Here is a 26,296-nt window from a genome sequence, read left to right as displayed (position 1 = left end):
GTTGGGGCACTTATCTGTATTATTAATGTAATATTTTTTAAAAAAGGAGACATGTAGATGGAAAATAACATTTACTGGATCGATTTTGACATCATGGAAAAATTCATGGTTGACGTGTTCATGGGCATAGGTGTTCCGGAAGAGGACGCTCGTATCTGCGCAGACTTGTTGATCACTTCAGATAAAAGAGGCATTGACTCACACGGTATCGGCAGGCTGAAACCGATCTATTATGACCGCATCAAACAAGGAATCCAAAATCCCGTTACCCATTTTGAGATGGTCAGGGAAGGCCTTACCACCGCTGTGGTGGACGGTCATGACGGTATGGGACATGTGATTGGCAAAAAGGCCATGCAGTTGGCCATCGATAAAGCGAAGGCCCACGGCATGGGCATGGTAGCCGTGCGGAACTCCACCCACTACGGAATTGCCGGCTATTATGCCTCGATGGCCATCGACGCAGGCATGATCGGCATTACCGGTACGAATGCCCGGCCCTCTATTGCCCCCACCTTTGGGGTGGAAAACATGCTGGGCACCAACCCCCTCACCTTCGGCATGCCTACGGACGAAGAATTTCCTTTTATCCTGGACTGCGCCACTTCCATCACCCAGCGGGGCAAGATCGAAGTCTATGAAAGGCTGGGCAAAGATCTCCCGGAAGGATGGGTGATTGGCGAAGACGGGCAGGCAAAGACGGATTCCCATCAGGTGCTGATTGACCTGGTCAAAGGAACCGCCGCCCTCACGCCCCTGGGCGGCATCGGCGAAGAGAACGGGGGTTACAAGGGTTACGGCTATGCCACGGTGGTGGAAATATTGTGTGCTGCCCTGCAGGGAGGCTCCTTCTTAAAAGGCCTGCTGGGCTTTAGTCCGGAAGGAAAACCCCAGCCCTACTGTCTGGGACACTTTTTTATCGCCATCAACATCAGCGAATTTACCGAGCTGGAAAGCTTCAAGAAAACAACCGGCGATATCCTGCGGGAACTGAGAAATTCCAAAAAGGTGCCCGGCAGCGAAAGAATTTACACCGCCGGCGAAAAGGAGCACCTGGCCTGGTTGGAAAGAAAGGACAAAGGGGTTCCGGTGAATCTGCCCCTGCAGAAAAATATTAAGGATATCATCAAGGAACTCAACCTCACGGGCTATGACTTTCCCTTCTAATCTAACATGCTCTGGGCTTCCCCAGGAACCGGCCGGGTGGACGGGATTGGGGAAAATCAAAGATGTCAGAAACGGGACGGAAATTTGTCTGTCCCGTTTCTTTATCTTCAAACTGAATACATGCTTCATGCGTTGATTATTCCGGCCCGAAGAAGGAAAATTACGGCAAATGTCGAAAAATGTCCAATGAATTATCACTGATCCCGGTACCAAACTTACCATTTGTCCGGCAGCGAGGTGTATGCATGAAAAAAACGAAAAGCTTGCGGTTCTTTCTTTCTATGTTTGTCGTAATTATCACCATCCTAGCATCCAGCTGCATTTTTTTAATTACCAGCAGCATTTACGTGCAAAGCAATAAAAAAAGCATCAAAAACCTGCTCCATGTTCAAACCGCCGCAGAAGCCTCCATCCTGGACTACAAACTGATCAGCGCCGGTAAAACTGCCGTCAGTGTGGCCGATATGATTGAAACCATGCCGGTCTATGATGAAAAAGTGATATTTGAGAAAATAAGTAAAAAGCTGAGTCATGATCCCCTTTTGTTCGGCATGGGCGTATGGTTTGAGCCTTATCAGTACAGTAAGGAGAAAAAATATTACGGTCCGTACATGTACCGGGACACTAACAATAAAAACATCTTTACCTGGGCATACAGCACTGCCGATTATGATTATTTGGGCTGGGACTGGTACCGGGTTGTATTTGGCGCCAAGCATTGCAGTATCTATTTTAGCAATCTGTTCTATGATCAAATCATGAATACCTATTTTTTGACCGGCACCGCGCCCATCATGAAAAACCAAAAAATTATCGGTGCGGCCTCGGCGGATATTTCCCTGCGTGAAGTAGCCCATTATGTGAATAAAATCAGAGTCGGCTATCAGGGATATGCCTTTGTGCTCACCGACAACGGCGATATTATCGGCGCCCTGCCCTCCACCGGCCGGTCTGACCAAACAGCAGCCGGTGCCGGGGAAAATGCTGACACCAGTAAGATTTTTCATATTAATGAAGTGAAGAATAGAGAATACCGGACACTGCTGGATACAGTGATCCATGCCAAGGACAGCGGTTTGCTGGAACTGGACGGGAACCGGGAAATCGCTTCTTTTGCCAATATCGGGGATACCGGATTAAAGCTGGTCCTGATCTATCCCCAAAAGGAATTATATAGTTCTTTTTACAATTCGCTGCAGTACTACATCATTCTGTTTGTGCTTTCCGTTGTGGCGATTCCCCTTTTTGTTCTTTTCGTGATCAAAAAGAAAATTGATCAACCCCTGAGTAAACTGCTCCAGAAAGTAAACAAAATTATCGGGGGCGACTTCAGCCGGGATCATATTCTCGATCCCGTGATCAGCGCCACCAATGAATTCGGCATCCTGGGCAATTCTATGATCAAATTGTCCGACAGCCTGGATGAACTGGTGACCAGCCTGCATGCCCAAAATGCCGAACTGACGGAAAGCAGGAAGAAAATTGAATTAAGTGAGGAAAAATACCGGTTGATTTTTGAAGCGACCAATGAAGGTTTATGGGACCTGGATTTAACGACGAATATCAGGGTCTTTTCCGAGCGGTGGAAAGAAATCTTTGGCAGCAGGTTGGATGTCCCGGGTATCGAGAGGTCGGACAAATGGTTTAATCTGATTCATACCGATGACCGGGAGGGGTTGAGGCAACTGTACCGGGATGTCCTGGCGGGAAAAACCGATACCATGAATTACGAATACCGGATCAGGGGAAGAGACGGCGGCTACTTATGGATTGCCCAAAGAGCCAAGCTGCTGAGAGACAAGAATGGCAAGCCCTATCGGCTGGCAGGCGCCCATGCCGATATTTCCCAAAGAAAGCTTGATGAAGACAAGATCCGAAATCTTGCTTATTATGATGTATTGACCGGTCTGCCCAACCGGGCCTATTTTAGTGATGAAGTGAATTGCCTGATCAGCAATTTAGGAAAGAATAAGAAATTTGCCGTCTTTTTCATGGATTTGGACCATTTCAAGATTATTAACGATACCTATGGACACGCCACAGGAGATGCGGTATTAATCGCTGTGGCCCAAAGGATTCAAACCCTGATGGGGAAGAAAATATCCGCCGCCCGGTTTGGCGGGGACGAATTTATTCTCATCATCAAAGACATCGGCGGCAAAGAAGACCTGCGCCCGGTCGCCAACAGGGTGCATAAAATCATCAATGAGCCGATTCGCATCAAAGAGGATATCTTTTATCTCAATGTCAGTATCGGTATTTCCATCTATCCCGATGATGCCGCCTCTCTTGATGAATTGTTGAAAAATGCCGATACGGCCATGTTCCGGGGAAAGGAAGAAGGCCGGAACAGGAGTGAATTTTTCCATCAAAAAATGAATGAAATGATCTGGGAAAAATCCGAACTGGAAAATAAATTAAGACTGGGCTTAATCAATCAGGAATTCAGATTGCACTACCAGCCCCTGTATGATGTCATGTCTGAAAAAATCATCGGTTTCGAAGCGTTGTTGAGATGGAGTACCCCTGATTTGGGACTGGTACTGCCGGATAAATTCATCAAACATATTGAAGATACCCGGTTGATTATCCCCTTGGGCAATTGGATCATCAAAACCGCCTGCCAATTTGCCGGAAAGCTTGCCGATCTGGGTTATCAAGACCTGAGCGTCTCGGTAAACGTGTCTGTGCTGCAGATTATGAACGAAGACTTTGCCGCCGCAGTCATGGATGCCATTCAGGAAGCAAATATCTCCCCCAAAAGCATTCATCTTGAGATTACGGAGAGCAGGCTGATGGAGTCTTATGACTTATGTGTTCAGAATATCTTAAAACTAAAAAACGAAGGAATCCGGTTTGCCATTGATGATTTCGGCACCGGTTACTCCTCATTAAATTACCTGAAGGATCTGCCCGTTTCTACCATTAAGATCGATAAATCCTTTATCCGCGATTTATCCTTTAACAGCAATAACAATCTGACCGAGCTCATTATCATCCTCGCCCAAAAAATGGGCCTGGAAATTGTCGCAGAAGGGGTGGAAACCCCGGAACAGTATCATATCCTGAAAACCTACCGGTGCAATATTGTTCAAGGCTATATGATCAGCAAGCCTCTTCCTGAGGAAGATACCATTAAACTGTTAATAGAGCGCAATCAATAGGATTTGTTCCCCTGATCGTTCTCCATTCACCCTGCCTTTTTTTACTCGAGGTACTTTCACCCTTGAATCTGTCCCTCTTACCAACTTTTATGTCCTGTATAAATAAAGTTCGATACGAGTCTTTGGCCCAGGTGCTAGAATAAAGTAAATTGAATCAATTAAGGAGGTACCCGGTATGGAAAAGAAAATGGAAAGATATCTGTTTATTGACAACCTGAGGCTGCTGATGATTGTTTTTGTGGTGATGATTCATTTCGCAGTAACGTACAGCGGGTTTGGGAGCTGGTATTATAAGGAGAGTGTCAAACTCGACATATTCTCCACGATTGTCTTCGGTTACGCCATGTCATACACCCAAGGCTACTTTATGGGGCTTCTCTTTCTGATCGCAGGGTTCTTTACACCGGGTGCATTTGACAGAAAAGGAGTTAAAAGATTTCTCAAAGACAGATTCGTAAGACTTGGCATCCCCACACTCATCTATATGCTTATGATACAGCCGTTTATCGTTTATTTTCTTCTTGGATTCAATTGGCCGCCAGCAAAACCTTCCTTTGGGGTTTATTACTGGGGGTACTTGAGGAGTTTTCAGTTTTTAGGAGAATCGGGACCACTGTGGTTTGCATTTGCTCTCCTGATATTTTCCTGTATTTATGCCCTTGTTCGATTGATCAGGGGGACGATTGGACAACAAACACGGCAAAGAGAAATAGGGCCATCCGATATCGTCTTTCTTGGATTGTTGATTTCTGCGGGCGCTTTCTGTATCCGGCTGATACAGCCCATAGATACCAGCATTCTAAACATGCAACTGTGCTATTTCTCACAATATATCATTCTTTTTATTACCGGAATATACGCCTATCGAAACAACTGGTTCTCCCGCATCCAAAACCCTTTCGGATTAAAAGGACTTATTGTTCTCGTACTTGGAGGGATGATCCCATGGACAGCCATCATGGTTGGCAGCGGGGTGCCCCAGGGCTTGTTTGCCTTTAAGGGAGGTATGAACTGGCAGAGTGCTGCCTTTGCATTGTGGGAGTCATTTATTAGTGTGGGCATGGCCGTAGGGCTGTTAACCCTTTTCAGGGAGAAATTCAACCGCCAGAATAGACTAGTTAAAATTCTTTCGGATAATTCATTTGCCGTTTATGTTTTTCATGCGCCAATCATCATTTACCTCTCCTTGCTGCTCAAAGAGGTCATGCTGCCCCCTCTGGCAAAATGGCTGCTTTTATGCATCATCGGTATTCCCATATGCTTTGCTGTTACCCATTTTGTCGTCAGAAGGATCCCTTTCCTGAATAAAGTCATGTAATCTTTTCCGGAAAAGTTGCCTCGCTGAGAAATAGGTCCATCGGGTATTGTTTACTGATGAACTGGTATTCCCTATCTGGTATTCCCTATAATGAAGATATAAATTAAGTATGTGAGAGCGTCATGATGCGAACATGCCTTATTTGCTCAGACAATTTAAAAGGTATTCTCACGGAACTGCTATCTGCCCGGAATATTATGATCGATGACAGCTCTGATCTGGCTATCGTTGAATCCGGGTATGAAATCCCCAAGGACAAAATAGCTGTCGTATTTGATCTGCATAATATGGCAAAGCTTGTTGAACTTTTCGACAAGCTGTCCAGAATATATGAAGAAAACATTAGTACCATTATCGGCAGAAAAGAAGACAAATATGAAGTACTCTCTTTAAAGAAAATTTGTTTTTTTGAAGGCAGGGGAAATTACGTTTTTTGTAATACCGGTAAGGAAGAATACAAAGTAAAGGAAAAACTCTACGAACTGGAATCAAGGCTTCCTCAAAACAGTTTTATCCGGGTGGGAAAATCCTTTATTGTGAACATCGTCAATGTGAAGGAGATCATCCCGTGGTTTGGCAGGCGTCTGGTCCTTAAGTTCAATGACAGCAATATGGAAATTGAAGTTTCTAAGAACTATATTAAAAGCTTTAAAGAATTCCTGGGAATGTAGGGGATGTTCATGAACAGGCTTGGAATTTATCTGATAAATGGTTTTTTTTCCGCCTTCATAGGGCTGGTGATCAAAATTATAGAGACGGTAGTGGAGCACGAAAACACAGTAAGTGTGCCGGAATTATTTGAAAGCATGACAAAAGGCGCTTTGATCGGTACAATCTCTTTGTTTGTCCTTTTCCATGTATTCATTCGATTTAAAAGAAAACCCATTGCCGGCTTTATTTCCAATTTTATAGTCGTGGCCGTATTAATGGCGGTAGTGGGAATATTTGACTTCATCACATCGTCATGTGCATTTAATTATTACAGGTGGATTGTTTCTTTTATCATGGCTGAAATTTTGAGCTTCCTTTTGGCTAGCGTATGGTACAGGCAGATGATCCTGTATAATGACAAACTAGAAAAGAAAAAGGCTTCAATCATGGATTGATTGAAGCCCTCTAGCAATCATTGAGCCGGGCTAGTCCTTCTTTCCCAGCAGGATAGTTAAATCTATGGTGACATCCCGCAAATTCGCTTGGAGAGCTTTTACTAAGCGCTCTTCCGTTGCTCCCCACGCTAAAGGAGTCATATGGACCAGGGGTTCCATCCGGGTATGATCCAAAGCGACACGGTATTGAACCCGTTCCATGTCCAGAAGTTTAAACCTGCTTTTAAAAAGCGCTTGGGTGTTGCCGGATGAATCAGGCTCCCGATCACATTGTTCATAAAAAACGTCCCTTAACTCCTGTAGATAACCCTTCTCCGGAATCACCTTAATCACCTGACCGTCACGAGAAAGCATTCTCTCAAATTCGGCATAGTTTGCCGGCGCTAGAATGTTGAGCAGGACATGGAATTGCTGACCGGCAAAGGGAGCCCGGGCCAGATCCCCCACGCACCAAATTTTATCGGCATATTCCTGCGCTGCCATCACAATCCCCTCTTTGGAAATATCCAATCCTACCCCTAAATGATCTATTTCTGAGCTTTGTGTTATTTTTTCCTGTATCTTGGCTAAAAGAGACCCTTCGCCGCATCCGGTATCCAATATTTTTATCGTTTCTCTCCGGGATTCAGCTTGGTTGAGGATCAATTTACTGATTTTTGTATACAACGGATCAAAAAATCCCCTTCTGCACATCAATCTTCTGGAAGCAAACATGCGCCTGCCGTATTTTGTCTGCACGGCACGGGACAGCAGATTGACATAGCCCTGCTTAGCCAGGTCGAAACAATGACGATTGGTACAGATTAAGCTCTTTTCATGCATCAGTTTCATTTTACCGGCACAGATGGGACAGCGAAAAAGATCCTCATGTGCCGCCAAGAGGTCAATGTTTTTGGACATAAAAAAGCACCTCATTCCATTCGTAATACGTGAATGAAAAAAGGTACAGTCAAATAAGCCCACCCTAATTAATCATGAGCTGAGCCTAAATGGTCTGTACCTCCCATTAACGCAGACGAATGAAATAGATGCCCATATTTGCCGTCTCTCCTTAATTAAGAAATGGTTTTCAACTTTCTTCTCTATTATATCATGATTAGGGATCAAATCCACCCTTCCTTAACCACACCACAGAAGGGGGCACATTCCGGAGTGGCACCGGTGGCCCCCAGAGTATCTTCCGGTCTATTATTTTTCTGTTTTTAAATACCGGATCAGCACGGCGCAGGCTTCCCCTTTAAGCAGCTTTGCCCGGGGGTTAAAGCTGGATCCGTCTCCGGTCATGATCCCCAGCCCATGGACAATCGCCACGTAGCCGGCATACCCCGGGGAAACTTTTGTCCCGTCTTTAAAATCGATCTTATAGATATTTAACGCGGCAAACTTTTCTCCCCCCATGGCCCGGGTCATAAACTTGGCCAGTTCTTCTCTGGTCACCGGGGCCTGGGGATTTATTTCTTTTTCCGTGATCAGGCCTGACTGTTTCGCCTCCCGGTAATAAGTATCGTACCAGTTACCTTCTGCCGCATCCCCATAGTAGCTGTTTGTTGATTTTACCAAAGCTTTTATGACCTCGGCCTGACTGATTTCTCCGTCCGGGTGAAAAAGGCCGTTTTCGTAATGCAATAAACCCATTTGGTCTAAAGTGTTAATGTCTTGCTCCGCCCAGTGGCCTTTAATATCGGTAATCTCCGTCCGCTGCCTCTCTTTCACCGGTTCTCCGTCATAACCGATCATTTGACCGTTTTGGGCATGGAAATGATAGCTCTCCAGAGGAGCCAGCTTATAGACTAAGTGCAAATTCTTTTGTTGATCTTTGGTATAAAGCAATATCATTTGATTTTGGGCTAAAAAGTCTGCGGTAAACTGATCTTTGTCGATCAGGTCCTTCGCCTCGGGAAAATCCAGGTCTAAAAAATGAATGCGAAAACGGCTGACTTTGCCTGTATAGCTGTCTACCGTGGCGGAAACATAGTCCTGTCTAAAAGGAATGTTATTCACCAGACGTTCGTAACGGAAGGAATAGGACGGTTTATTGTTTTTATCCCCCGCCTCCTCAGGTCCCAACTCATCGTTGCCAATTTGTAAGCGCAGATTCCCTACCGCCTCAGGATAACCAGCCTGTAAGAAATCCAGTGCCGCTTTTTCCGCCTCGGCTTTGGTTTTTATTTTCAGGGGCCTCGTTTCCTCTTCGGGCAATTTTTCCTTCTGGCTAAAAGCCAACACTTTCCCTGTCTTGGCATCTACTTCCGCACTGGCCCAGCCATAATAGTTTTTCCCTAGCAGTTCCCAGTCAAAAGACCAGACCCTCGACTCCGGAAAATCCCCATTCCCATTGAGGCTGGAAGAAAGTAATGGATAATTGGCGGGAATGTTGGCTGCTTTTTGGGCAATTTCTAAAGCCTGCTCCCGGGGAATCAGTTCTTTTAATTCATCGGCAATTTTTTGTTCGAAGGGTTCCAATGCTTTATTTTCGGTGCTGTATGCCGGCTCTTCCTCTTCTATCATACCCCCCATACCATTCTTCTCATCATAAAGACCGTAATCATCATCCTCTACCACCGCTCCGTTGGTCGCATCAATGGTAACCTCAAAAGGGTTGTCGAGGGCATAAACCAGCATTATTGGTTTGGCAGTTTTCCCGTCTGAAGCAGGCAAAAAATACTGCAGTTCAAAACCGAATTTTTCCCGGAAAATCTTTTCCCCATCCTCTCTGGTCAGCTTGGGTACGATCGGAGCCACATTTGTGTTTTCCCATTCCACGTCAAAACGGCGCACTTGGCCGGTTTGTCCGTTCACTTGCACACTGATATTATTGGCCGGGTATTCTATGCCGTTGATGGTGCGGGTAAAGTTGTACTCATGATAAGCAGATGCGTTATTGTATAAACTGTCAGCGGGCTCTAAGGTCACTTGATTTACTTTCGAGGGAGCCGCCTTCTTGAGAAAGTCCAAGGCAATTTTCTCTCCCTCTGTGCGGGATATTTTCGGGATGCTGCCGTATTTCGCCTCATCGTCCGCAAGGCTGTACGCGCTGTATCCGGCTATTTCACCGGAGCCGGCATCAACCCTGACCGTGACTCTGCCATCACCTTTGCTGTCGGACCAGCGGAGAACCCAGATATTGATAAATTCGTCTTGATCATAGGATGAGTCAAATTGATCATATCCTTGAGGAATTGAGAAAATACTTTTGGCAATCTCAATGGCTTTTTCCAGTTGAATCTTTTGGCTGCCCTGCTCTTGAGCCAAAGAGACCAGCGGCATGATGCCCAAAATCAACCCCACCAGCAACAGGATCCCTAAAGTCTTTTTCATCTTTCATTTCTCCCTCCCGGTATCGTTTGATTATTTAGACCACATAACACCCGCAAAAGTTTCCAGCATTGCTATTTTTATCATAATATTACCATAAAATAAGCATTCATTCTTGACCCGGCAGGTAATTATTTTTATGATTACCATCATCCCTATCAACCTGATACACAAATAAAAAAGCCCAAAGGGCTTTTCGTGATCCGGGTACCGGATAAACCTATTAAATCCATATCTCCTTACTTGCTGATATCCATAAAAACTTATAAATTCTGATATAGTAAAAAACCGGCTTTATTCATACCAAAGGCAGCCTCTTCCTGGTGAAGAAGCTGCCTTTGCTTAATTCAGATCAAGCCCATTGTTTGGGGCCAAATTTTCCAGGAGAATCAAGTTAATTCCATTGACAAAAGCGATGGCACTGGCCTTGATAATATCCGTATCGATACCCCGGGCGCTGTATATTTTATCCCCCAGGGATATTTTGATATTGACCCGTCCCAGCGCTTCCATGCCCCGGGAAAGGCTGCTGATTTTATATTCTTTCAAGACAATATCCAGATCAGAGATGTTTTTGATGGCGGAATATAAGGCGTCGATGGGGCCGTCCCCCACTTCACTGTGCTTGTAAATCTCCTGGCCTTTCCTCAGTTTCACCGTGGCCGTGGGAAAGATATCGTTGCTCACGACCTGGAAGGAAACCAGTTCATAAAGATCGCACCCGGGCAATTGTTGTCCGGCCTGGGGATCTTTCCCCTTCTCCTCCTGATATTTTCCCATGAGATAATAAATATCATGGTTGTAAACCTCTTTCTTCCGGTCCGCCAATTCCAGGAATTTGGCAAAAAGATTTTCAAAATCCTGGTCGTCATTGCACCTGTACCCTAAGTTTTCCACCGCATTCTTAAAAGCATGGCGTCCCGACCGGGCCGTTAAGATCATTTCCATGCTTTCCACGCCCACATCTTCCGGGTTAATGATCTCATAAACATCCCGGGATTTCAGCAAACCGTCCTGATGAATTCCGGAAGAATGGGCAAAGGCATTTTCCCCGGTCAAAGCTTTATTGACCTGGACGTCCAAACCGGTCATGCTGCTCACCAGCTTGGAGGTTTTGGAAATCTCCCTGGTCGCTACGTTGGTATGGGCCCCATAATAGTCCGGGCGGATTTTGATCCCCATCACCACTTCTTCCAGAGCGGCATTGCCTGCCCTTTCCCCCAGACCGTTGATGGTGCACTCTACTTTATCCGCTCCGTTTTTTACCGCTATCAGGGTATTGGCAGTAGCCAGGCCCAAATCATTATGGCAATGTACGCTTAAAATGACTTGCTCGTTTAAATTCTTGAGCCGGTAGTTGATTTTGCCGATCAAGGCCCCAAACTCTTCCGGAACGGCATACCCTACGGTATCCGGAATATTGATCATGGTGGCGCCGGCCCGGACCACCTCCTCAATGGTTTTCCACAAATATTCAAAATCTGTTCTGGACGCATCCTCTGTAGAATACTGCACTTCCGGCAGCAGGGACCGGGCATATTTCACGGCGTCCACACCCATTTTTAAAACGTCTTCCTTGGACCGGTTCAGTTTTTTGTCCACATGGATGTCCGATGTCCCCAATACGATATGGATCAGCGGCCTTTGGGCATGTTTGACGCTTTCATAGACCGCATCAATATCGCTTTTTACCGCCCGGGCCAAGGCGGTAATCACCGGGCCGTCTTTGATACTCTGGGCAATTTCCTTCACAGCCTGAAAATCCCCCCGGGAAGAAGAAGGAAAGCCTGCTTCAATGATATCCACCTGCAATGCCTGCAACTGGCGGGCAATTTCCAGCTTTTGATAAAGGTTTAGTTTGGCTCCCGGCACCTGCTCCCCATCCCTTAAAGTTGTATCCAATACCAAAATCCGCCTGCTCATGGAAAAAAACCTCCTTTTCATTTTTTTTATAAAAAAACCCCGTCTCTTGTTTACAGAGACGAGGTTTTACTCGCGGTACCACTCTAATTGATTCAAAATGAATCCCCTTTTCGACGGCCATCACCATCTATCCCTGTAACGGGGGAAATCCGGCGCACCCTACATTGTCGGGCTGCAGTTCCTGGACGAGTTCAAAACCTGCCAAATTACCGGTTCGCACCAAACACCGGCTCTCTGAGAATCCGTTAGATTTCTACTATTTCCAGTCATCACTTTCAACGATATTACTATAGTTATAAAACAAAAACCCACCGAAGTCAATCCCCAATTTTCTCTCCTTCCACAAAGCGGGCGCAAATATTTCTGTCATCTCCTATATACAAAAACCTTTCCAGCCTGTCCGCCAGGCAATATCTGCCCGCGGTGAGGCTGTCGTCTTCAATCACTAAGGCATCAAAGGCGTATCCCTCTTCAAAGCTTCCCGTCCGGCCAAAGAGTGCTCCCCCGCCTTTGGTAGCCAAATAAAAGGCCTCCGGCACGCTCAGGGGCTGATATTCGGGGTGGTCCAGGCTGAATAGCTTCGACAATTGGACGGCCCGGACGACGGCCTCATTTAAGGCAATTTTGTGGCCCCCGGCGATATCGCTGCCCAGGCCCAAGGTGAGCCCCTCATTTAAATATTTTCTTAAAGGCATGATGCCGCTCTGCACATTGAGATTGGAATCCGGACAGTGGGCCAGGATCACGCCATTCCTTTTGACCAGATCGATTTCCTCCCGGTCCAAATATATCCCATGGGCCATCACGGTGGGGGTCTGACCAAACAAAGCATAGCGGTGATAGACATCGGCATAATTTCTGGCCTCAGGGAAAAGCTGGCGTACCCAATTGATTTCATCTCTATTTTCACTCAAGTGAGATTGGACGGGCAAATGATATTTCAGGGCCAGGCCGCCCAACTGCTCCAGCAGTTCCCGGCTGCTGGTAGGGGCAAATCTTGGCGTGATGATGGGCTTGACCAATCTCTCGTGCCGGTACTTTTCGATCAGGTATTCTGTCCCTGCGATCGAGTCTTCCGTGGTCTCAATAATAAAATCCGGCGCATTGCGGTCCATATTCACCTTGCCTACATAAGCGCCGATGCCTTTTTCTTTCAGCACGTCAAACAATACTTCCGTGCCTTTGGTCGATGTGGAGGCAAAAATACAGGCTCTCAGCGTACCATGGGCAATCAGTTGATCGGCAAATCGCTGATAAACTTCCCGGGCAAAATTTTCATCCTGGAACTGTTTTTCCAAATCAAAGGTATAATCATTTAACCACTGGAGCAACTGCTTGGTCATCCCCATGCCGCACTGGGGAAACTGGGCGGCATGTAAATGGAGATCAACAAAGCCGGGGATGATGAGCCGGTCCCCATAGTCTTCCACAGGACAATTTTCATATTTTGGGGGCAGCACCGGATAGATCCCTGCTACCTTTCCATTGATCACGACCAGATAATGGTGCTGATAAACCTCTAATCTCTCGGGTATTTTCGTGAAGAGAATATTTCCCTTCAGGATCAATATCTTTTCCATGAACGCCCTCCCGTTTTGTTGATACCGCCCTATGAACAGATCTCTTTTCCCTTCTTTTTCGCACCATCCTTATTGTACCAAAAAAAGACAAAGCCGTCCCCTTTCCCGGCCGGATTTTGGAAAAAAAGGCGGTGCAGAAAACAATTGAAAAAAATCGCGGAATAAGTTGCAGCCCCTTAGGAAATATGCGTATAATTAGATAAAGATCATCAAGGCCCTCCGGTTTTCCGGGAGTTGCCGCCAATTTTACATTTTTTAAACGATACAATAAAAAATTCTTTAGAAGAATGAAGGAGGGTATTATGTCCAGTACTTTTATGGTTGCCTCTCACGCTGCAAACAAAGGCGCTAAGCCGGACCCCGTGTTCGCCGTCTCAAAAGCGGCCACTGATGCCATTGCGGCAATCGGCAAAGAAAAGGTAGTCAATGCTTCCATCGGCGCCATTTATGACGAGGAGGAACAATTCGCCTCATTTCCCGCCGTGCAGAATTATTTCAAACAAATATCACCGGAAGAACTGATGAATTACGCACCCATCGGGGGCTTGCCGGATTTTTTGCAGGCCGCGATAGACGTGACTTTCCAGGGTAACTTCCCGGAGAATTCCTTTGCCAGGGCCGTAGCCACACCGGGAGGTACCGGCGCCATCCGGCATTTATTTTTCAACTACCTGGAGCAAGGGCAGAAAGCCCTGATTCCCGACTGGTCCTGGGGAAACTATCGCACTATTGCCCATGAACACCAGCGGGACATTGATACATACATGCTTTTCGATGAAAACAACCGTTTCAACATCAACAGCCTGAAAGAAAAAACCGGCGCCCTGCTCAAAGTACAAGATCGTGTCGTCGTGGTCTTTAATACCCCGGCCCATAACCCCACCGGCCACAGCGTCACCGATGCGGATTGGGTTCAAATCATCGACTTTATGAAAGAATGCGCCCAGGATCAACAGAAAAAGATCATCCTTTTGCTGGATATCGCTTACATTGAGTTTGCCGGTGAACCTGAGGAGACGAGAAAATTCTTCCGCCTCTTTCACGATCTTCCCCAGAATATCCTGGTGACCATTGCTTTCAGTATGTCCAAATCATTTCTCATTTATGGGATGCGCTCGGGAGCTTTAATCGGACTGAGTTCCTCTCAGGAAGTGGTCAATGAATTGTCTCAGGTGAATATTGCCTCCAACCGGGGCGTCTGGTCCAACGGAACCAGAGGGGCCCAGAGACTGCTGGCCGATGTGTGGAAGAATCCCCAGCTCAAAGAAGCCATTGATCAGGAACGGGCCGCCTACCGGCAGTTGATGGCGAAACGGGCAGGCATCTTCATGGAGGAAGCTCAAGAGGTGGGGCTCAATACCTTTCCCTACCACAGCGGATTTTTCATTACCATCCCTGCGGCAAATTCCGCCGAGGCCACCCAAAAACTGACCCAGGATCATATCTATGCCCTGGCCCTCAATAAAGGCATCCGCATTGCCATTTGCGGCATACCCACATATAAAATTCCCGGTATCGCCGGGAAAATCAAAAAGGCCCTATAAGATACAGGTAAGACAGAAACCCGGGATGTTATGCCCGGGTTTCTTGTCTAAGAATTTATATACATGGTACATGAAAGAAAACTTTTGACGACAAAAGAAAATCAGATATTTATTTTCCGGTCCAGCAGGTATCCGGTTAAACCGAATAATAAAGCTACCAGCGCGACCATAAATACCCAGGTGCCTATCTGATCAAGTCCTTGGCCGTCAACAAAAACCCCCAGTTCGGTGAGCGCTTTTGACATCACTAGAAAAATAATAAAAGAGAGTACCTTCCCATGCTTGACCGGCGCAAAAATACTTTTCGCCAATACCATGGACAGATAGACCATTAACAACAGGGTTACATAAGACAATAGACCTAAAAATATTATTTTCCCACCTGCCGAGACGCAGTCAGAGGGGATTGTGAAGTGGAAAGGGATATTTCCCAGCAAGGGAGCTACGACCAGGTAATCAATATATCCGACAATTCCTACAAACCCGGCAACGGCAAGGCATTCTATGACTACGGCCAAGAGTTTGGCGCCCAGAAACTGGTATCCGTTCACGGGGATGGTTAAAAACAGCAGGCCCTCGTCACTAAAAAGCGTACTGTACATCCTGAGGATATGGCCGAAAAACAGGGCCATCACCATAGCCATCAGTACGGCACCAAGGGCCGCCGCCAGGCCGGTAGGGCTGACCTGATGCAGGACTCTGTTTACCAAGTCGATATCCAGCAGCAGGAAGAGCACCAATCCTGCCAAAAAAAACTTCCACCTTTTGATCCATTCGTATTTCATGATATTAAACATTTCCGAACACCTCCCGGTACAAAGCATCGATGGAGATCCCTTTCGACTTTCGAAACTCTTCCGCATTTCCGGAGAGCACAACCCTGCCCTGATCGAGAAAAATAATTTCGTCCAGGGTGTTCTCCAGTTCGTTGATGATGTGGCTGGAGATCAGGATGGTGTTATCCTCCTGACAGGCGGAAAGCATTACTTTCAGCACTTTGTCCCGGGAAACCGGATCCAGCCCGTTCAAAGGTTCATCCAGCACATAGAGCTTTGCTTTTCGGGCCAGAGCCAAAACCAGCTTCAGCCTGCCGATCATCCCCGTCGATAAGGAACCCACCTTTTGCTCTTCTTTCAGGTCCATCTCACCGATCAGTTCCCGGGCCTTCTCCGGGTCAAAATCAGGAAAGATATCCCGGAAAAAGGAGAGGCATTGTTTTACCTTCATCCATTTGGGCAAATGATTTACCGTAGGCATAAAGGATACCACCTGTTTGGTCTCTGCGCCCACCCGGTTGCCCTGGATCGTTATTTGCCCCGCGGAAGGCTGCACCACCCCGGCCATGATTTTCATCAGGGTAGTTTTCCCGCTGGCATTGGGACCCAACAAGCCGTATATCTTTCCTTCTTCCAGGATGAGATCCAGGCCTTGCAAAACCGGCTTGGTAAAATATTTTTTTGTGATCTGCTCAGCTTTCAACAGTTCCATGTCTGTCCTCCTTCATATATTCCTTCAGACATCGCAAGATGTCGTTTTGGTCCCAGCCCAATTCTTTCATGCCCTGCACAAAATTTTGCAACAGCCGGTCGGCCAGTTGACCCTTTATTTTTACAATCACTTGATCATCTTCCGTAACAAAAGAGCCGATTCCTCTCTGGGTATACAGGACCTCTTCCCTCTCCAGCTCCTGATACACACGCTGCATGGTATTCACGTTCACTTTTAATTCCACCGCCATATTCCGCACTGAAGGCATTTTTTCTCCTTTCCTCAGCTTGCCTGTACTAATTTCTTTTTCAATTTTCTCCATGATTTGCAGATAAATAGGTGCTCGCGCGTCAAAATCCATCTAGCCACCCCCTGTCATACTGTACTAATTACATGGTACACTAGAAAAGCAGTCCTGTCAAATGCTTTTTCATATCCTCCATACAAACACAAGGTTTCCTACTCATCCATATAATGAGCTGAGGTGGCTTTGCGGTATGCCTGTAAAAAGCTGTGATATCGGACAGTCATTTTTGGGGAAGGGATGTGCCACAATGAAAATTTATGGCCATAGGGGTGCAAAAGGGTATGCTCCGGAAAATACCATGAGTTCGTTCCTCAAGGCCCAAGAACTGGGAGCAGACGGGGTAGAACTGGATGTGCAATTAACGCAGGACCGGCAAGTGGTGATTTGCCATGACTGGAAAATAGACCGGACCAGTAACGGGACAGGTAAAATCAGTGCATTAACCCTGAGCGCGTTAAAAAAACTGGATTTTGGCTCATGGTACGGCCCACAGTTTTCCGGAGAAAAAATCCCTACACTGGCCGAATTTCTGGATTGGTTTAGAACTACCGATCTGGAAGCCAATATTGAAATTAAGAACGGCCTGATCATTTACCCGGGAATTGAAAAAGAAGTCCTGAAATTAATTGAAAAATTTCAGGTAGGAGAAAGAGTATTCATCTCTTCTTTTTATCACCCGTCCCTAAAATTGATTAAAGAAATGAATCCCTATATGCGCACGGGGGCCCTATTTGCATGCCGCCCGGTCAATCCGCTTATTTTTTGCCGGGAAACCGGTGCCGATTTCTTACACCCGCATTGGGAATCTGTCGACGCCCCATGGGTGCGCCAGGCAAGAATCCGGGGTATTCAAGTGAATTGCTACACCATTAATGTATATGAGCAATACCTTTGGGTGGCAAAGGCAGGTGTGGACGGCATCTTTAGTGATTTCCCGGATCGCAAGACATGCTGCTCGGAATGTCAGACATAGGGACGGCAGACTGTGTCTTTCTTATAATAATTTTCTTTTTATCAAACCCACAAAATCATCAATATGTTGTTTCGCTAAAAGCTCTGCTCTCTCCACATCCCTGATTTTTACTGCCTCAACAATATTAGATAGTGTTTCATAGAATAAAGCACTATCATTCAGATCCTGCTGGAAATAAAACCACAGACGCTCCGTATGCATTTTTAAGTCAAAAAGGATCTCCCTCAAACAGCCGTTCTGGGAACTTTCACTCATAATTTTATGAAACCTTTCGTCCTCAAGGATAATTGTTTTAAACTCGGTTTCAATATTATACCCTTTCATCCTTTTCACGATGTCTTCCAGCTCCCTGATTTTATGATCGGAAATTCTTTCAGCAGCAAGCCTGGTGGCATATCCTTCAAGGATCCTAACCCCTTCAAAAACATACTTCATATACCGAAAATCAATCAGGGAGACCTGAGCGCCATATCTGGGAATAATCGTTAAAAATTTTTTATCTTTCAGTTGCTGAAATACTTCCCGTACCTGTACTCTATTTAAGCCAAAATCATGGGAAATGTTCGACTCATTGAGCACCTGTCCGGGGCTATAATCCATACTAATAATGCTGCGTATTAAATTTTCATAAACCTTTTCGATTATTTGCTTTTTTCCAGCCACCCCTATCTCCCCTTTAAAAAGAATGAAGCAAGCTCTTGGTTTGGTTGCTTTTTACCAAACCCTAGAACTGCGAATACAGAGTAAGCCAAGTTAGTCAGGTGAAATTTTCGGTAACGCTTATGATACGGTTTCTAGAATCAGTGCTGCTTTTGGGCAAAACTGGTTACAGTGTCAGCGCATTGATGCCTCTTGGGCAACTTGTAATTATTTCTTTCCCGCCCTCCTGAACAATAACGGTGTCCGTGCACCTAAAACCTCCCACCCCAGGAATGTAAAGGGCCGGTTGGACGATAAGGGCCATGTTTGCCCGGATCAGTTCTTGGCTGTTAAAACTAAGATAAGGCGCCTCTTGCCTGCCGATCCCTATTCCTGACCCTGACCTATGGACACAATATTGGGAAACCCCCGCTTTTTCATATACTTCACGTATTGCTTTATCGACCTGGCAGGCAAGAATTCCCGGCCGGATCACTTCCATCCCGGCTTCATGGGCATGCAACACGAGAGAATAATACTTTTTCTGTTCCTGATTGGGTCCACCCAAAAAGACGACACGGTCGCATTGGGCATTATACCCGTTTATGGTCACTTGCCGGCAAAGAACGGCCGGATCGTCCGGCCGCATTTTGCGCATGCTGGAATAGGTATGAGGCATAACGGTTCTGGTGGCACCCAATACGGTTAAAGAAAAATAACCTAAATCGGTGCCCGGATGATGCGCTTCCACCTCTTGATGAAGCGCCATGACGCCCCGTTGATCAATTTCTATCTCTGAAATTCCCGGATGTATCGATGCCAACGATTTTTGGACATTATAATCAACATACCGGCCGGCAACCCGGATCGTGTCCAGTTCCTCCGCTTCTTTCACCGCGCGCATGTGCAGCAGATGCCCGTTAATATCTTGTACCTGAAATCCAAGTGAGTTCAAAAACTTAAGATCAGACAAAGACAGCCGGCCGGCTTCTACGCCGATATTACCGCCCGGTGATCCGGGTAACAAAGCCTTAGCCAGTTTGGCATAGAAACTTACTCCCTCCGAAGCACCTTCCGGCTGCTCATAATAAACGGAAAGGTCTGCATCCCTCACGGTCGCTTGCGCCATGCCCTCTGCAATCCTGGGAATGATTAGAGTACTTTTATCCCCGATCATCAACAGCCCGGTGGGCCGGCCGCTTACCGTATAGCTAAATCCGGACAAATAGTATATATTTTCCCTGTCCTGGATTAATATTTTGTTAATTCCCGTTTTCTCCAGGGAAGTCATCAGTTTCTCTCTTCGTAATTGATAATTCATCGTTTCTACCTATTCCTTTTATTTGTCAAAAGCGGACTACTCTTCATATGGCTTATCCCTGGTCTCCTCGTAAAGGAATACAACCGTTAAAAAGGTAATTGCCAGCATGGAGCACATATAAACCGGAACCGACATTACATTTCCGGTCACTTTGACAAGCCAGGTAGCGACGGCCATAGCCGTCCCTCCGGATATTGCTGCTCCTAATTGATACGGCACGGAAAAACCGCTCACCCGGACTTTGGTGGGGAAAAGCTCAGACATCGCCACAGTATTGGCGGCCTGAAAAGAAGAGAACATAAAAGCAAGTAAAGATACGATTAACGCCATTTGCCAATAGGTCGTTGTATTGGCCAATATTTTAAACAGCGGATAACCCAGAAAAACAATGCCGGCGGTGCCGGCAACCATAAATGGTTTCCGGCCGATTCTATCTGACAGGTATCCGAAAATAAGCAAACCGATGGAATAAGCGATCAGGGTTACCACCGTCAATGAAAAACCGGTGGTTACGGGCAATTTCAGGAACTTGGAAATAAAGGTCGCCATATAGGTGAAGAGCAGCCAGTATGTAACCATCCCTCCCATGCAAAGCAAAAAAATGGTAATCATCGGCTTTTTATGATTCCGGAAGACTTCCTTAAGCGGACTGCTGGTAATCGTTTCTTTCTGGAGGTTTTCCTTGAACGCCGGTGTTTCATCAACATTTCTGCGCAAAAAGTATCCGAACAGTGCTACAATGATCCCACAAAGAAAAGCGATGCGCCATCCCCATGAATCTAAAGCCTCCTTCGGCATTACGGAACTTAAGAAAAATCCAAATAGCGCTCCCAGCAGAAGCCCTAAAGCGATGCCCACCTGGGCAAAGCTTACAATAAAAGCCCTGTTCGTTGGTTTTGCGTATTCGCCCAGGAATGAGACGGCGCTTCCCCACTCGCCGCCGCATGAAATCCCTTGCAGCATCCGCACCAAAGACAGCAGGATAGGTGCCGCAATGCCGACTTGCGCATATGTCGGTAAGATTCCCATGGCGAATGTACTGACGCCCATTAAAATAACGGTTGCCGACAAAGTGTTCTTTCTCCCTATCTTATCTGCAAAATGCCCGAAAACAAGGCCACCGAAAGGACGGGCTAAGAAACCCAGCCCGAAAACCAGAAATGATAGAATCAGCCCCACTAAAGGGTCTTCGGTCGGGAAAAAGTTAGCCGATATTGTCGCCGCAAAATATGCATATAAGGAATAATCGAACCATTCCATAATATTGCCCACAAGCCCAGATGTAACTACTACGGCAAAACGGGTATTTTTATGAGGATTAACCACTGGGTTTGCCCCCAATTTTACTCCCCCCTTTTCTAGATTATTACCGGTTAAAACTCTTTTCTGTATGATTCCGGGATAAACAACAAAACATCAAAAAATGTGATGAGCACTAAAATGACCAGGTAAATAGCAACTGAATTAGGATTACCCGTAGCTTTAATAAGCCAGGTAACGATAAAGGTACAGGTTCCCCCAAAAAGCGCTTGTCCGATGTTGTAACCGATACCAAACCCGCTGGCCCGCACCCTGGTGGGAAACATTTCCGCAACCATAGGCATACCTGCGGCAATCGCCATCGCCAGAATAATGCCCAGGGCTTCAATGACAAATATCATCACGGCTAAATTTGAGGTTGAACTTAAAATGCTAAACAAAGGATAATCTAATAGGGCAAATGCGCCATAGGCTATGAGCATTTGCTTTTTTCGCCCGATGCGGTCTGTTAACATGCCAAAGAAAGGCAAACAAATCATATAGGTAATTAATAGTAAAGAATTCAATCCGAAAGCCGTTGTCGCAGGTAGTTCAAGAATTTTAATGATAAAGGTCGTCATATAGGTCAAAATTAACCAATAGGATGTGGTGGCGCCGGCAATTAAGAAGATTAAAGCGAGCAGTTCTTTACGATGATGTTGTAAGACTTCTATTAATGGGCTTTTTGATACTTCGCAGTTTTGCACAGCTTTTTCGAAAACCGGCGTTTCTTCCAGGCCTCTCCTGATATAATAACCGTAAATAGCGATGATGAGGCCGGACATGAAAGGAATACGCCAGCCCCATGAATACAATGCCTCTTGAGACATTAAGTTCGATAATAAAACGCCGCATAAGGAACCTAGGAGCAGACCACCGGCCATGGTGACACTAGCCCAGCTTACGATATATCCCCGGTTGAACGGTGTGGCATACTCGGCCAAAAAGGATGTGCACGTGCCCCACTCTCCTCCTGTAGCCATCCCCTGCAACAACCGGCACGTAACCAGCAAAATAGGAGCCAGCACACCAACCTGGTCTGCGGTAGGCAAACATCCCACTATAAAGGTTCCCAGTCCCATCATCACTACCGTCGCCGACAAAGTAGTACGGCGCCCGGCCTTATCGGCAAGATGTCCAAATACGATTCCTCCGAAAGGCCGCATGACAAAGCCTACGCCGAAAACAGCAAACGTAAGCATCAAAGCTGTCAAGGGATCCTTGGATTGAAAGAAATTAGCCGAGATGACAGCCGCAAAATAACCATACAAACCATAGTCAAACCATTCAAGCACATTACCGATCGTCCCACCAACGATGGTTTTCATTTTTGACGATTTTTGAGGTCTGTTTATGGCAAGTTCAGGAGTGCTCATTTATTTTTCCTCCATTCATTATTCTCACTATCTCTTACGTATTTACATGTTTACAGTTCTGTGGAAATAGGTCCTGTCACCATCCACTACCACCTGTCCACTCTTAATAATGTACCTTATTTTTCTTAGATTGCCGAGATCCTCTAAGGGGTTGCCTTCTACGACCAGGATGTCTGCCATTTTACCTGCTTCCAGAGAACCGGTATAATCCACGCCAATGGCCTCCGCTGCCCGGGACGTAGCCGCTTTCAAAGCATCCAGCTTGGACATGCCGTGTTCATGGAACAGCTCTAATTCCCAAAAATAATTCTCCGGGGGATTGTTGGGCGCCGAGGAATCGGTACCTGCGGCAATTTTTACCCCTGCTTGGATGGCCTTCTTAATCATGTTCCTGCTTGCCAACTTCATGATTTCTGATTTGCGCACTACAAAATCAGCGGCCCCCGGTTTAGCCATGCTTTCAAAGCATACTAACGTCGGAACCAGATATACGCCTTTCTTAACCATCATCTCTATCGCTTCATCATCAGCCATATTTCCATGTTCGATCCCGTCTACTCCCGCCTGCAATGCATTCATAATACCTGCTAACCCTTCCGCATGGGCGGTGACTTTTTTGCTTCTTTTATGGGCCTCCTCACAGGCAGCAGTCATTTCTTCGACGGTCATCTGGGGGAAACCTGGTTCTTCTCCTTCGGTATAGACGCCTCCTGAAGCCATCAGTTTTATAAAGTCTACTTTGTCCTTAAATAATTTCCGTGTCATCGCTCTTACATTGTCCGCCCCGTTCACTTCCGCGGAAAGAAAAAAACCATGCCCGCCGGTGATCGCTAAAGCAGGGCCGCAGGTAACGATATTGGGGCCTACAATAATCCCCGATTTAATCACATCCCTTAAAGCCATCCCGGTGGTAGTTTGGGCGCAGCAGTCACGGACCGTGGTAATACCTAAGGAAAGATTTCTGTATGCCATATTGCATGAAGTCAACGCGATAAAACTATCCGATTTACCCGTGATAAAGCCTTGAGGGTCCGGTCCGGGAATCCAGTTTATATGAACATGGCAATCAATTAGTCCGGGAAGGATATAACATCCGGTAGCGTCCAATGTCTTTTCCGCCTTTGCCCCATACCCCAGGTTCATAATCTTATCTTTTTCTATGGTCACCGAAACATTCTTCTGAAAGTCATCACCAATTCCATCAAACAAATGCCCACCATTAATCGCTAACATTAGAAAACCCTCCATGTAAATGTTATTATTTTCGCTATCTTCCGTTTATTATTTCTGTCTATAGGTAACGCTAAGAATCACAACCCGTTGCATTTACCCCAAATATTACGTCATGTTGCCACCTCCCTACCCGGTTCCTCATAGGGGCGCCAAATAAGATATTACGCACAGCAATCCCGTCCCTTTTCTGAGTGCTTTATTCTAGTGCAAGATTGATGCCAAAAAGAATTAACCCGAAATCCCCAACAAATCCGGCCCAAATCTGAAACCAATGCTGCCGCGTTTCTGCAATTCATATCAAAACTGTTGCAATGTTGCCCGCCCGATTTTCATGATTCCCTTCCCTACCCGGCCTTCACTGGTTATTTATTCCTCCATACCATATTTCTCATGGAAAGTGCTAACAGGGATATAATTTGTGCTAGTGATCGATTATTAGGGCTAATAAAAAAATATGATCCCGCTGGAGATAAACAGCGGGATCAACTGGAATAGTCCCTATAATTAAAATCTTTACGAATCAATAGCAGACCGCATGAAATGGTTCAAGCACCTGTTTGCAGAAGGGGTAGGTCCGTCAGTCGATCTGCCAGCCAACGGCGAAACCGGCGCGTACGGCCTCGCCAACCTTTCCCGGCCTCAGGCAGTCCCCGATCACAAAGACCTCCGGCCACTTGGATTGGATAGCCCGGGCCAGCGTGTCGTCCGGCAGCATACCGAAGGCGTAAATGACCGTATCTGCCTCAACGACTAGCTCCTGACCATCTGGACCCTCAGCGACCAGGCTGTTATTACGAAATTCTTTAATCCGGTGCTCCGCCAAAATCCTAACACCATCCTCGCTCAGCAGGCGAAGAAGGGATGCCCGGTGCGCCCCATTGAGGTTGCGCGCTACGCCGTCCAGCATCTCCACGATGGTGACATCCTTTCCTTCCATCGCCAGTTCCAGGGCAGTGTCGCAGCCTGACAGGCCGCCCCCTGCAATCACTACCCGCCGGCCTCTGACCGGTTTTCGCTCCAGATGCCAGTCCAGTACGTCAACTACGATGTCACCTTCTATGCCGGGAATAGCGGGACGCAGCGGCCGCCCCCCCGTTGCAACAACGATGGCGTCGGCCCATGCAAGCACTGAAGCCTCAGGGGTCACCGGGGTGTTTAGGCGCACATCTACCCCCAGCTTGCACAACTGAAGCTTCCACCATTCCACCATCTGGCGCAGCTCTTTTTTAAAGGATGGAGTTGCGATCGCCTTCAAGGTGCCGCCAAGCGCAGGACCTTTCTCCATCAGCCTAACCTGATGTCCCCGCCCGGCGGCAATTCTGGCCGCCTCCAAGCCGGCCGGGCCGCCGCCGATTACCAGTACCCGCCTGGGGTGCGCTGTTTTTCTCATCCGGTAAGCCTGTTCCCGGCCCACACCGGCATTAACAGTGCAGGAGAGTGGCTTGGACGCGCTTGTACGGCCGAAGCAGCGGTCGTTGCAGCGCACACACGGTCTTACCTCTTCCCGCTGCCCGCGCCGCACTTTGTTGGGCAAGTGGGGGTCGGCTATCAGAGCCCGTCCGAAGGCGATAAAGTCTGCTTTTCCTGCCTCCAATGCCGCTTCTCCCTCCTCAGGGGTCATGTTGCCTACGGCAATCACGGGAATCTTGACCGCCTGCTTGATGGCGTCGGCCATGTCCAGCATGCAGGCATCGCCCAGATAATTCGGCGGAAAAATCCATTCTATGGCCTCGTAGCATCCCGCATCGGCATGAATCGCATCCACCCCCACGGCCTCCAGGCGGCGGGCAATAGCTTGGGCTTCCTCAATCCCCCGGCCCCCGGGTATCTTCTGTTCCACTGAGAACCGGAAGCTGATGGGGAAATCAGGTCCCACTGCCTTGCGCATGGCCTTGACAATCTCCGTGGCAAAGCGTAAACGTCTATCCAGGTTACCGCCGTACGCATCTGTGCGCTGGTTCCAAACCGGACTAAGGAACTGATCAATGAGATAACCGGCGTGACCGTGGATCTCGATGGCGTCAAAACCCGCTGCTTCTGCCCGCCGGGCTGCTGCCCCGAAGGCGTTAACATAATATTCGATTTCCGCGCTGGTTAAGGGACGGCAAATGATGGCCGGATCGGCACAGGACGGTAGGGCTGAGGCTGATACCGGAGACACTTTGGGGTTGGCGGGACGCACAATTCGCCCTCCGCCCGCACTCAGCTGAAGGGCAATTTTCGCTCCCTTATCATGTACCGCATCTGCCAAGTCCGTCATGGAAGCGATGAGGTGATCCCCATCGGCTCGGGGGCGGGGCCCGGCAAAATACTCTATTTGATTCTCGATTTTGTGGTTTCCGGTAATGAGCAAACCTGCACCACCGTGGGCACGCTCCATGTAATAATCGATCTGTCTTTGTGTATAGCTGCCATCCGGTCCGGCAAAATTGGTTGCCATCGGGGCCAGCACAACCCTGTTGCGAAGTTTCAATTTTCCGATCCAGCCTGGTTCAAACAACTTCGTAAATTGGCGAGTCATTCGTTTCTCCTCCTGTTGTCTT

General features: G+C 47.0%; 20 protein-coding genes and 1 other annotated feature. Of the genes, 7 read left to right on the top strand and 13 right to left on the bottom strand.

All coding sequences use genetic code 11. From position 1 onward, the window contains the following. The first annotated feature begins 57 nt into the window (after positions 1 to 57). The 5 genes from DCMF_RS19405 (at position 58) to DCMF_RS19385 (ending at position 6,755) form a co-directional block, all read left to right on the top strand. The gene (locus DCMF_RS19405; RefSeq protein ID WP_148135951.1) at positions 58 to 1,167 is read left to right on the top strand and encodes an Ldh family oxidoreductase; all 1,110 of its coding nucleotides are present in this window, start codon (positions 58 to 60) and stop codon (positions 1,165 to 1,167) included. Between the two features lie 245 nt (positions 1,168 to 1,412). After that, complete coding sequence (locus DCMF_RS19400) at positions 1,413 to 4,331, top strand: bifunctional diguanylate cyclase/phosphodiesterase (RefSeq protein ID WP_214658740.1); 2,919 nt, start codon at positions 1,413 to 1,415, stop codon at positions 4,329 to 4,331. A gap of 175 nt (positions 4,332 to 4,506) precedes the next feature. Next, positions 4,507 to 5,649, top strand: a complete 1,143-nt coding sequence (locus tag DCMF_RS19395; RefSeq protein WP_148135949.1) for an acyltransferase family protein — start codon at positions 4,507 to 4,509, stop codon at positions 5,647 to 5,649. Positions 5,650 to 5,771: 122 nt separating this feature from the next. Then, positions 5,772 to 6,320, top strand: a complete 549-nt coding sequence (locus tag DCMF_RS19390) for a LytTR family DNA-binding domain-containing protein (protein ID WP_148135948.1) — start codon at positions 5,772 to 5,774, stop codon at positions 6,318 to 6,320. 9 nt (positions 6,321 to 6,329) lie between these two features. Then, entirely contained in the window at positions 6,330 to 6,755 is a 426-nt protein-coding gene (locus tag DCMF_RS19385) for a hypothetical protein (protein WP_148135947.1), read from the top strand. 30 nt (positions 6,756 to 6,785) lie between these two features. On the opposite strand, the gene DCMF_RS19380 is transcribed toward DCMF_RS19385, so the two are convergent. The 4 genes from DCMF_RS19380 to guaD form a co-directional block, all read right to left on the bottom strand. Further along, entirely contained in the window at positions 6,786 to 7,655 is an 870-nt protein-coding gene (locus DCMF_RS19380) for a putative RNA methyltransferase (protein ID WP_148135946.1), read from the bottom strand. Positions 7,656 to 7,943: 288 nt separating this feature from the next. Beyond that, entirely contained in the window at positions 7,944 to 10,073 is a 2,130-nt protein-coding gene (locus tag DCMF_RS19375; protein ID WP_148135945.1) for an S-layer homology domain-containing protein, read from the bottom strand. Between the two features lie 339 nt (positions 10,074 to 10,412). Then, positions 10,413 to 11,993 carry a 2-isopropylmalate synthase gene (locus DCMF_RS19370; RefSeq protein WP_148135944.1) on the bottom strand — a complete coding sequence of 527 codons (1,581 nt, stop codon included), beginning with the start codon at positions 11,991 to 11,993 and terminating at the stop codon, positions 10,413 to 10,415. Positions 11,994 to 12,044: 51 nt separating this feature from the next. Further along, positions 12,045 to 12,272: a binding site (T-box leader), on the bottom strand. A 38-nt stretch (positions 12,273 to 12,310) separates the two neighbouring features. After that, positions 12,311 to 13,573, bottom strand: coding sequence for a guanine deaminase (gene guaD, locus DCMF_RS19365; RefSeq protein ID WP_148135943.1), 1,263 nt, complete (start codon positions 13,571 to 13,573; stop codon positions 12,311 to 12,313). Between the two features lie 302 nt (positions 13,574 to 13,875). Here guaD and DCMF_RS19360 point away from each other — a divergent pair, with 302 nt between their 5' ends. Then, positions 13,876 to 15,117 carry an aminotransferase class I/II-fold pyridoxal phosphate-dependent enzyme gene (locus tag DCMF_RS19360; RefSeq protein ID WP_214658739.1) on the top strand — a complete coding sequence of 414 codons (1,242 nt, stop codon included), beginning with the start codon at positions 13,876 to 13,878 and terminating at the stop codon, positions 15,115 to 15,117. Positions 15,118 to 15,218: 101 nt separating this feature from the next. Here DCMF_RS19360 and DCMF_RS19355 read toward each other — a convergent pair whose 3' ends face one another. Genes DCMF_RS19355 through DCMF_RS19345 form a run of 3 tightly spaced genes read right to left on the bottom strand, consistent with a single transcriptional unit; the run spans position 15,219 to position 16,966 of the window. Beyond that, the gene (locus DCMF_RS19355; protein WP_148135941.1) at positions 15,219 to 15,914 is read right to left on the bottom strand and encodes a hypothetical protein; all 696 of its coding nucleotides are present in this window, start codon (positions 15,912 to 15,914) and stop codon (positions 15,219 to 15,221) included. Then, entirely contained in the window at positions 15,907 to 16,605 is a 699-nt protein-coding gene (locus DCMF_RS19350) for an ABC transporter ATP-binding protein (protein WP_148135940.1), read from the bottom strand. Before DCMF_RS19350 ends, DCMF_RS19355 begins: the two co-directional genes overlap by 8 nt. Further along, positions 16,586 to 16,966, bottom strand: coding sequence for a GntR family transcriptional regulator (locus DCMF_RS19345; RefSeq protein WP_148135939.1), 381 nt, complete (start codon positions 16,964 to 16,966; stop codon positions 16,586 to 16,588). The genes DCMF_RS19350 and DCMF_RS19345 overlap by 20 nt, the downstream gene beginning before the upstream one ends. Before the next feature lie 136 nt (positions 16,967 to 17,102). On the opposite strand from DCMF_RS19345, the gene DCMF_RS19340 reads away from it, so the two are divergent. After that, positions 17,103 to 17,885, top strand: coding sequence for a glycerophosphodiester phosphodiesterase (locus DCMF_RS19340; protein WP_214658738.1), 783 nt, complete (start codon positions 17,103 to 17,105; stop codon positions 17,883 to 17,885). Positions 17,886 to 17,906: 21 nt separating this feature from the next. Here the strand turns inward: DCMF_RS19340 and DCMF_RS19335 are convergent, their stop codons facing one another. The 6 genes from DCMF_RS19335 to DCMF_RS19310 all read right to left on the bottom strand — a co-directional run bounded on the left by DCMF_RS19335 (position 17,907) and on the right by DCMF_RS19310 (position 26,274). Next, entirely contained in the window at positions 17,907 to 18,548 is a 642-nt protein-coding gene (locus tag DCMF_RS19335) for a GntR family transcriptional regulator (protein ID WP_148135937.1), read from the bottom strand. A gap of 163 nt (positions 18,549 to 18,711) precedes the next feature. Continuing rightward, the gene (locus tag DCMF_RS19330; protein ID WP_148135936.1) at positions 18,712 to 19,845 is read right to left on the bottom strand and encodes a M24 family metallopeptidase; all 1,134 of its coding nucleotides are present in this window, start codon (positions 19,843 to 19,845) and stop codon (positions 18,712 to 18,714) included. Between the two features lie 36 nt (positions 19,846 to 19,881). Further along, entirely contained in the window at positions 19,882 to 21,186 is a 1,305-nt protein-coding gene (locus tag DCMF_RS19325) for an MFS transporter (RefSeq protein ID WP_148135935.1), read from the bottom strand. A 32-nt stretch (positions 21,187 to 21,218) separates the two neighbouring features. After that, positions 21,219 to 22,520 carry an MFS transporter gene (locus tag DCMF_RS19320; protein WP_148135934.1) on the bottom strand — a complete coding sequence of 434 codons (1,302 nt, stop codon included), beginning with the start codon at positions 22,518 to 22,520 and terminating at the stop codon, positions 21,219 to 21,221. A 42-nt stretch (positions 22,521 to 22,562) separates the two neighbouring features. Beyond that, positions 22,563 to 23,753: an amidohydrolase family protein gene (locus DCMF_RS19315; protein WP_214658737.1), complete on the bottom strand. Its 1,191-nt coding sequence runs from the start codon at positions 23,751 to 23,753 to the stop codon at positions 22,563 to 22,565. 577 nt (positions 23,754 to 24,330) lie between these two features. Beyond that, positions 24,331 to 26,274, bottom strand: coding sequence for an oxidoreductase (locus DCMF_RS19310; RefSeq protein WP_148135932.1), 1,944 nt, complete (start codon positions 26,272 to 26,274; stop codon positions 24,331 to 24,333). Between the last annotated feature and the right edge of the window lie 22 nt (positions 26,275 to 26,296).

The organism is Candidatus Formimonas warabiya (genome assembly GCF_002777255.1).
GTDB classification, from domain to species: domain Bacteria; phylum Bacillota; class Dehalobacteriia; order Dehalobacteriales; family Dehalobacteriaceae; genus Formimonas; species Formimonas warabiya.
The sequence above is the reverse complement of the archived record's forward strand: the minus strand, read 5'-3'. Positions and strand labels throughout refer to the sequence as shown.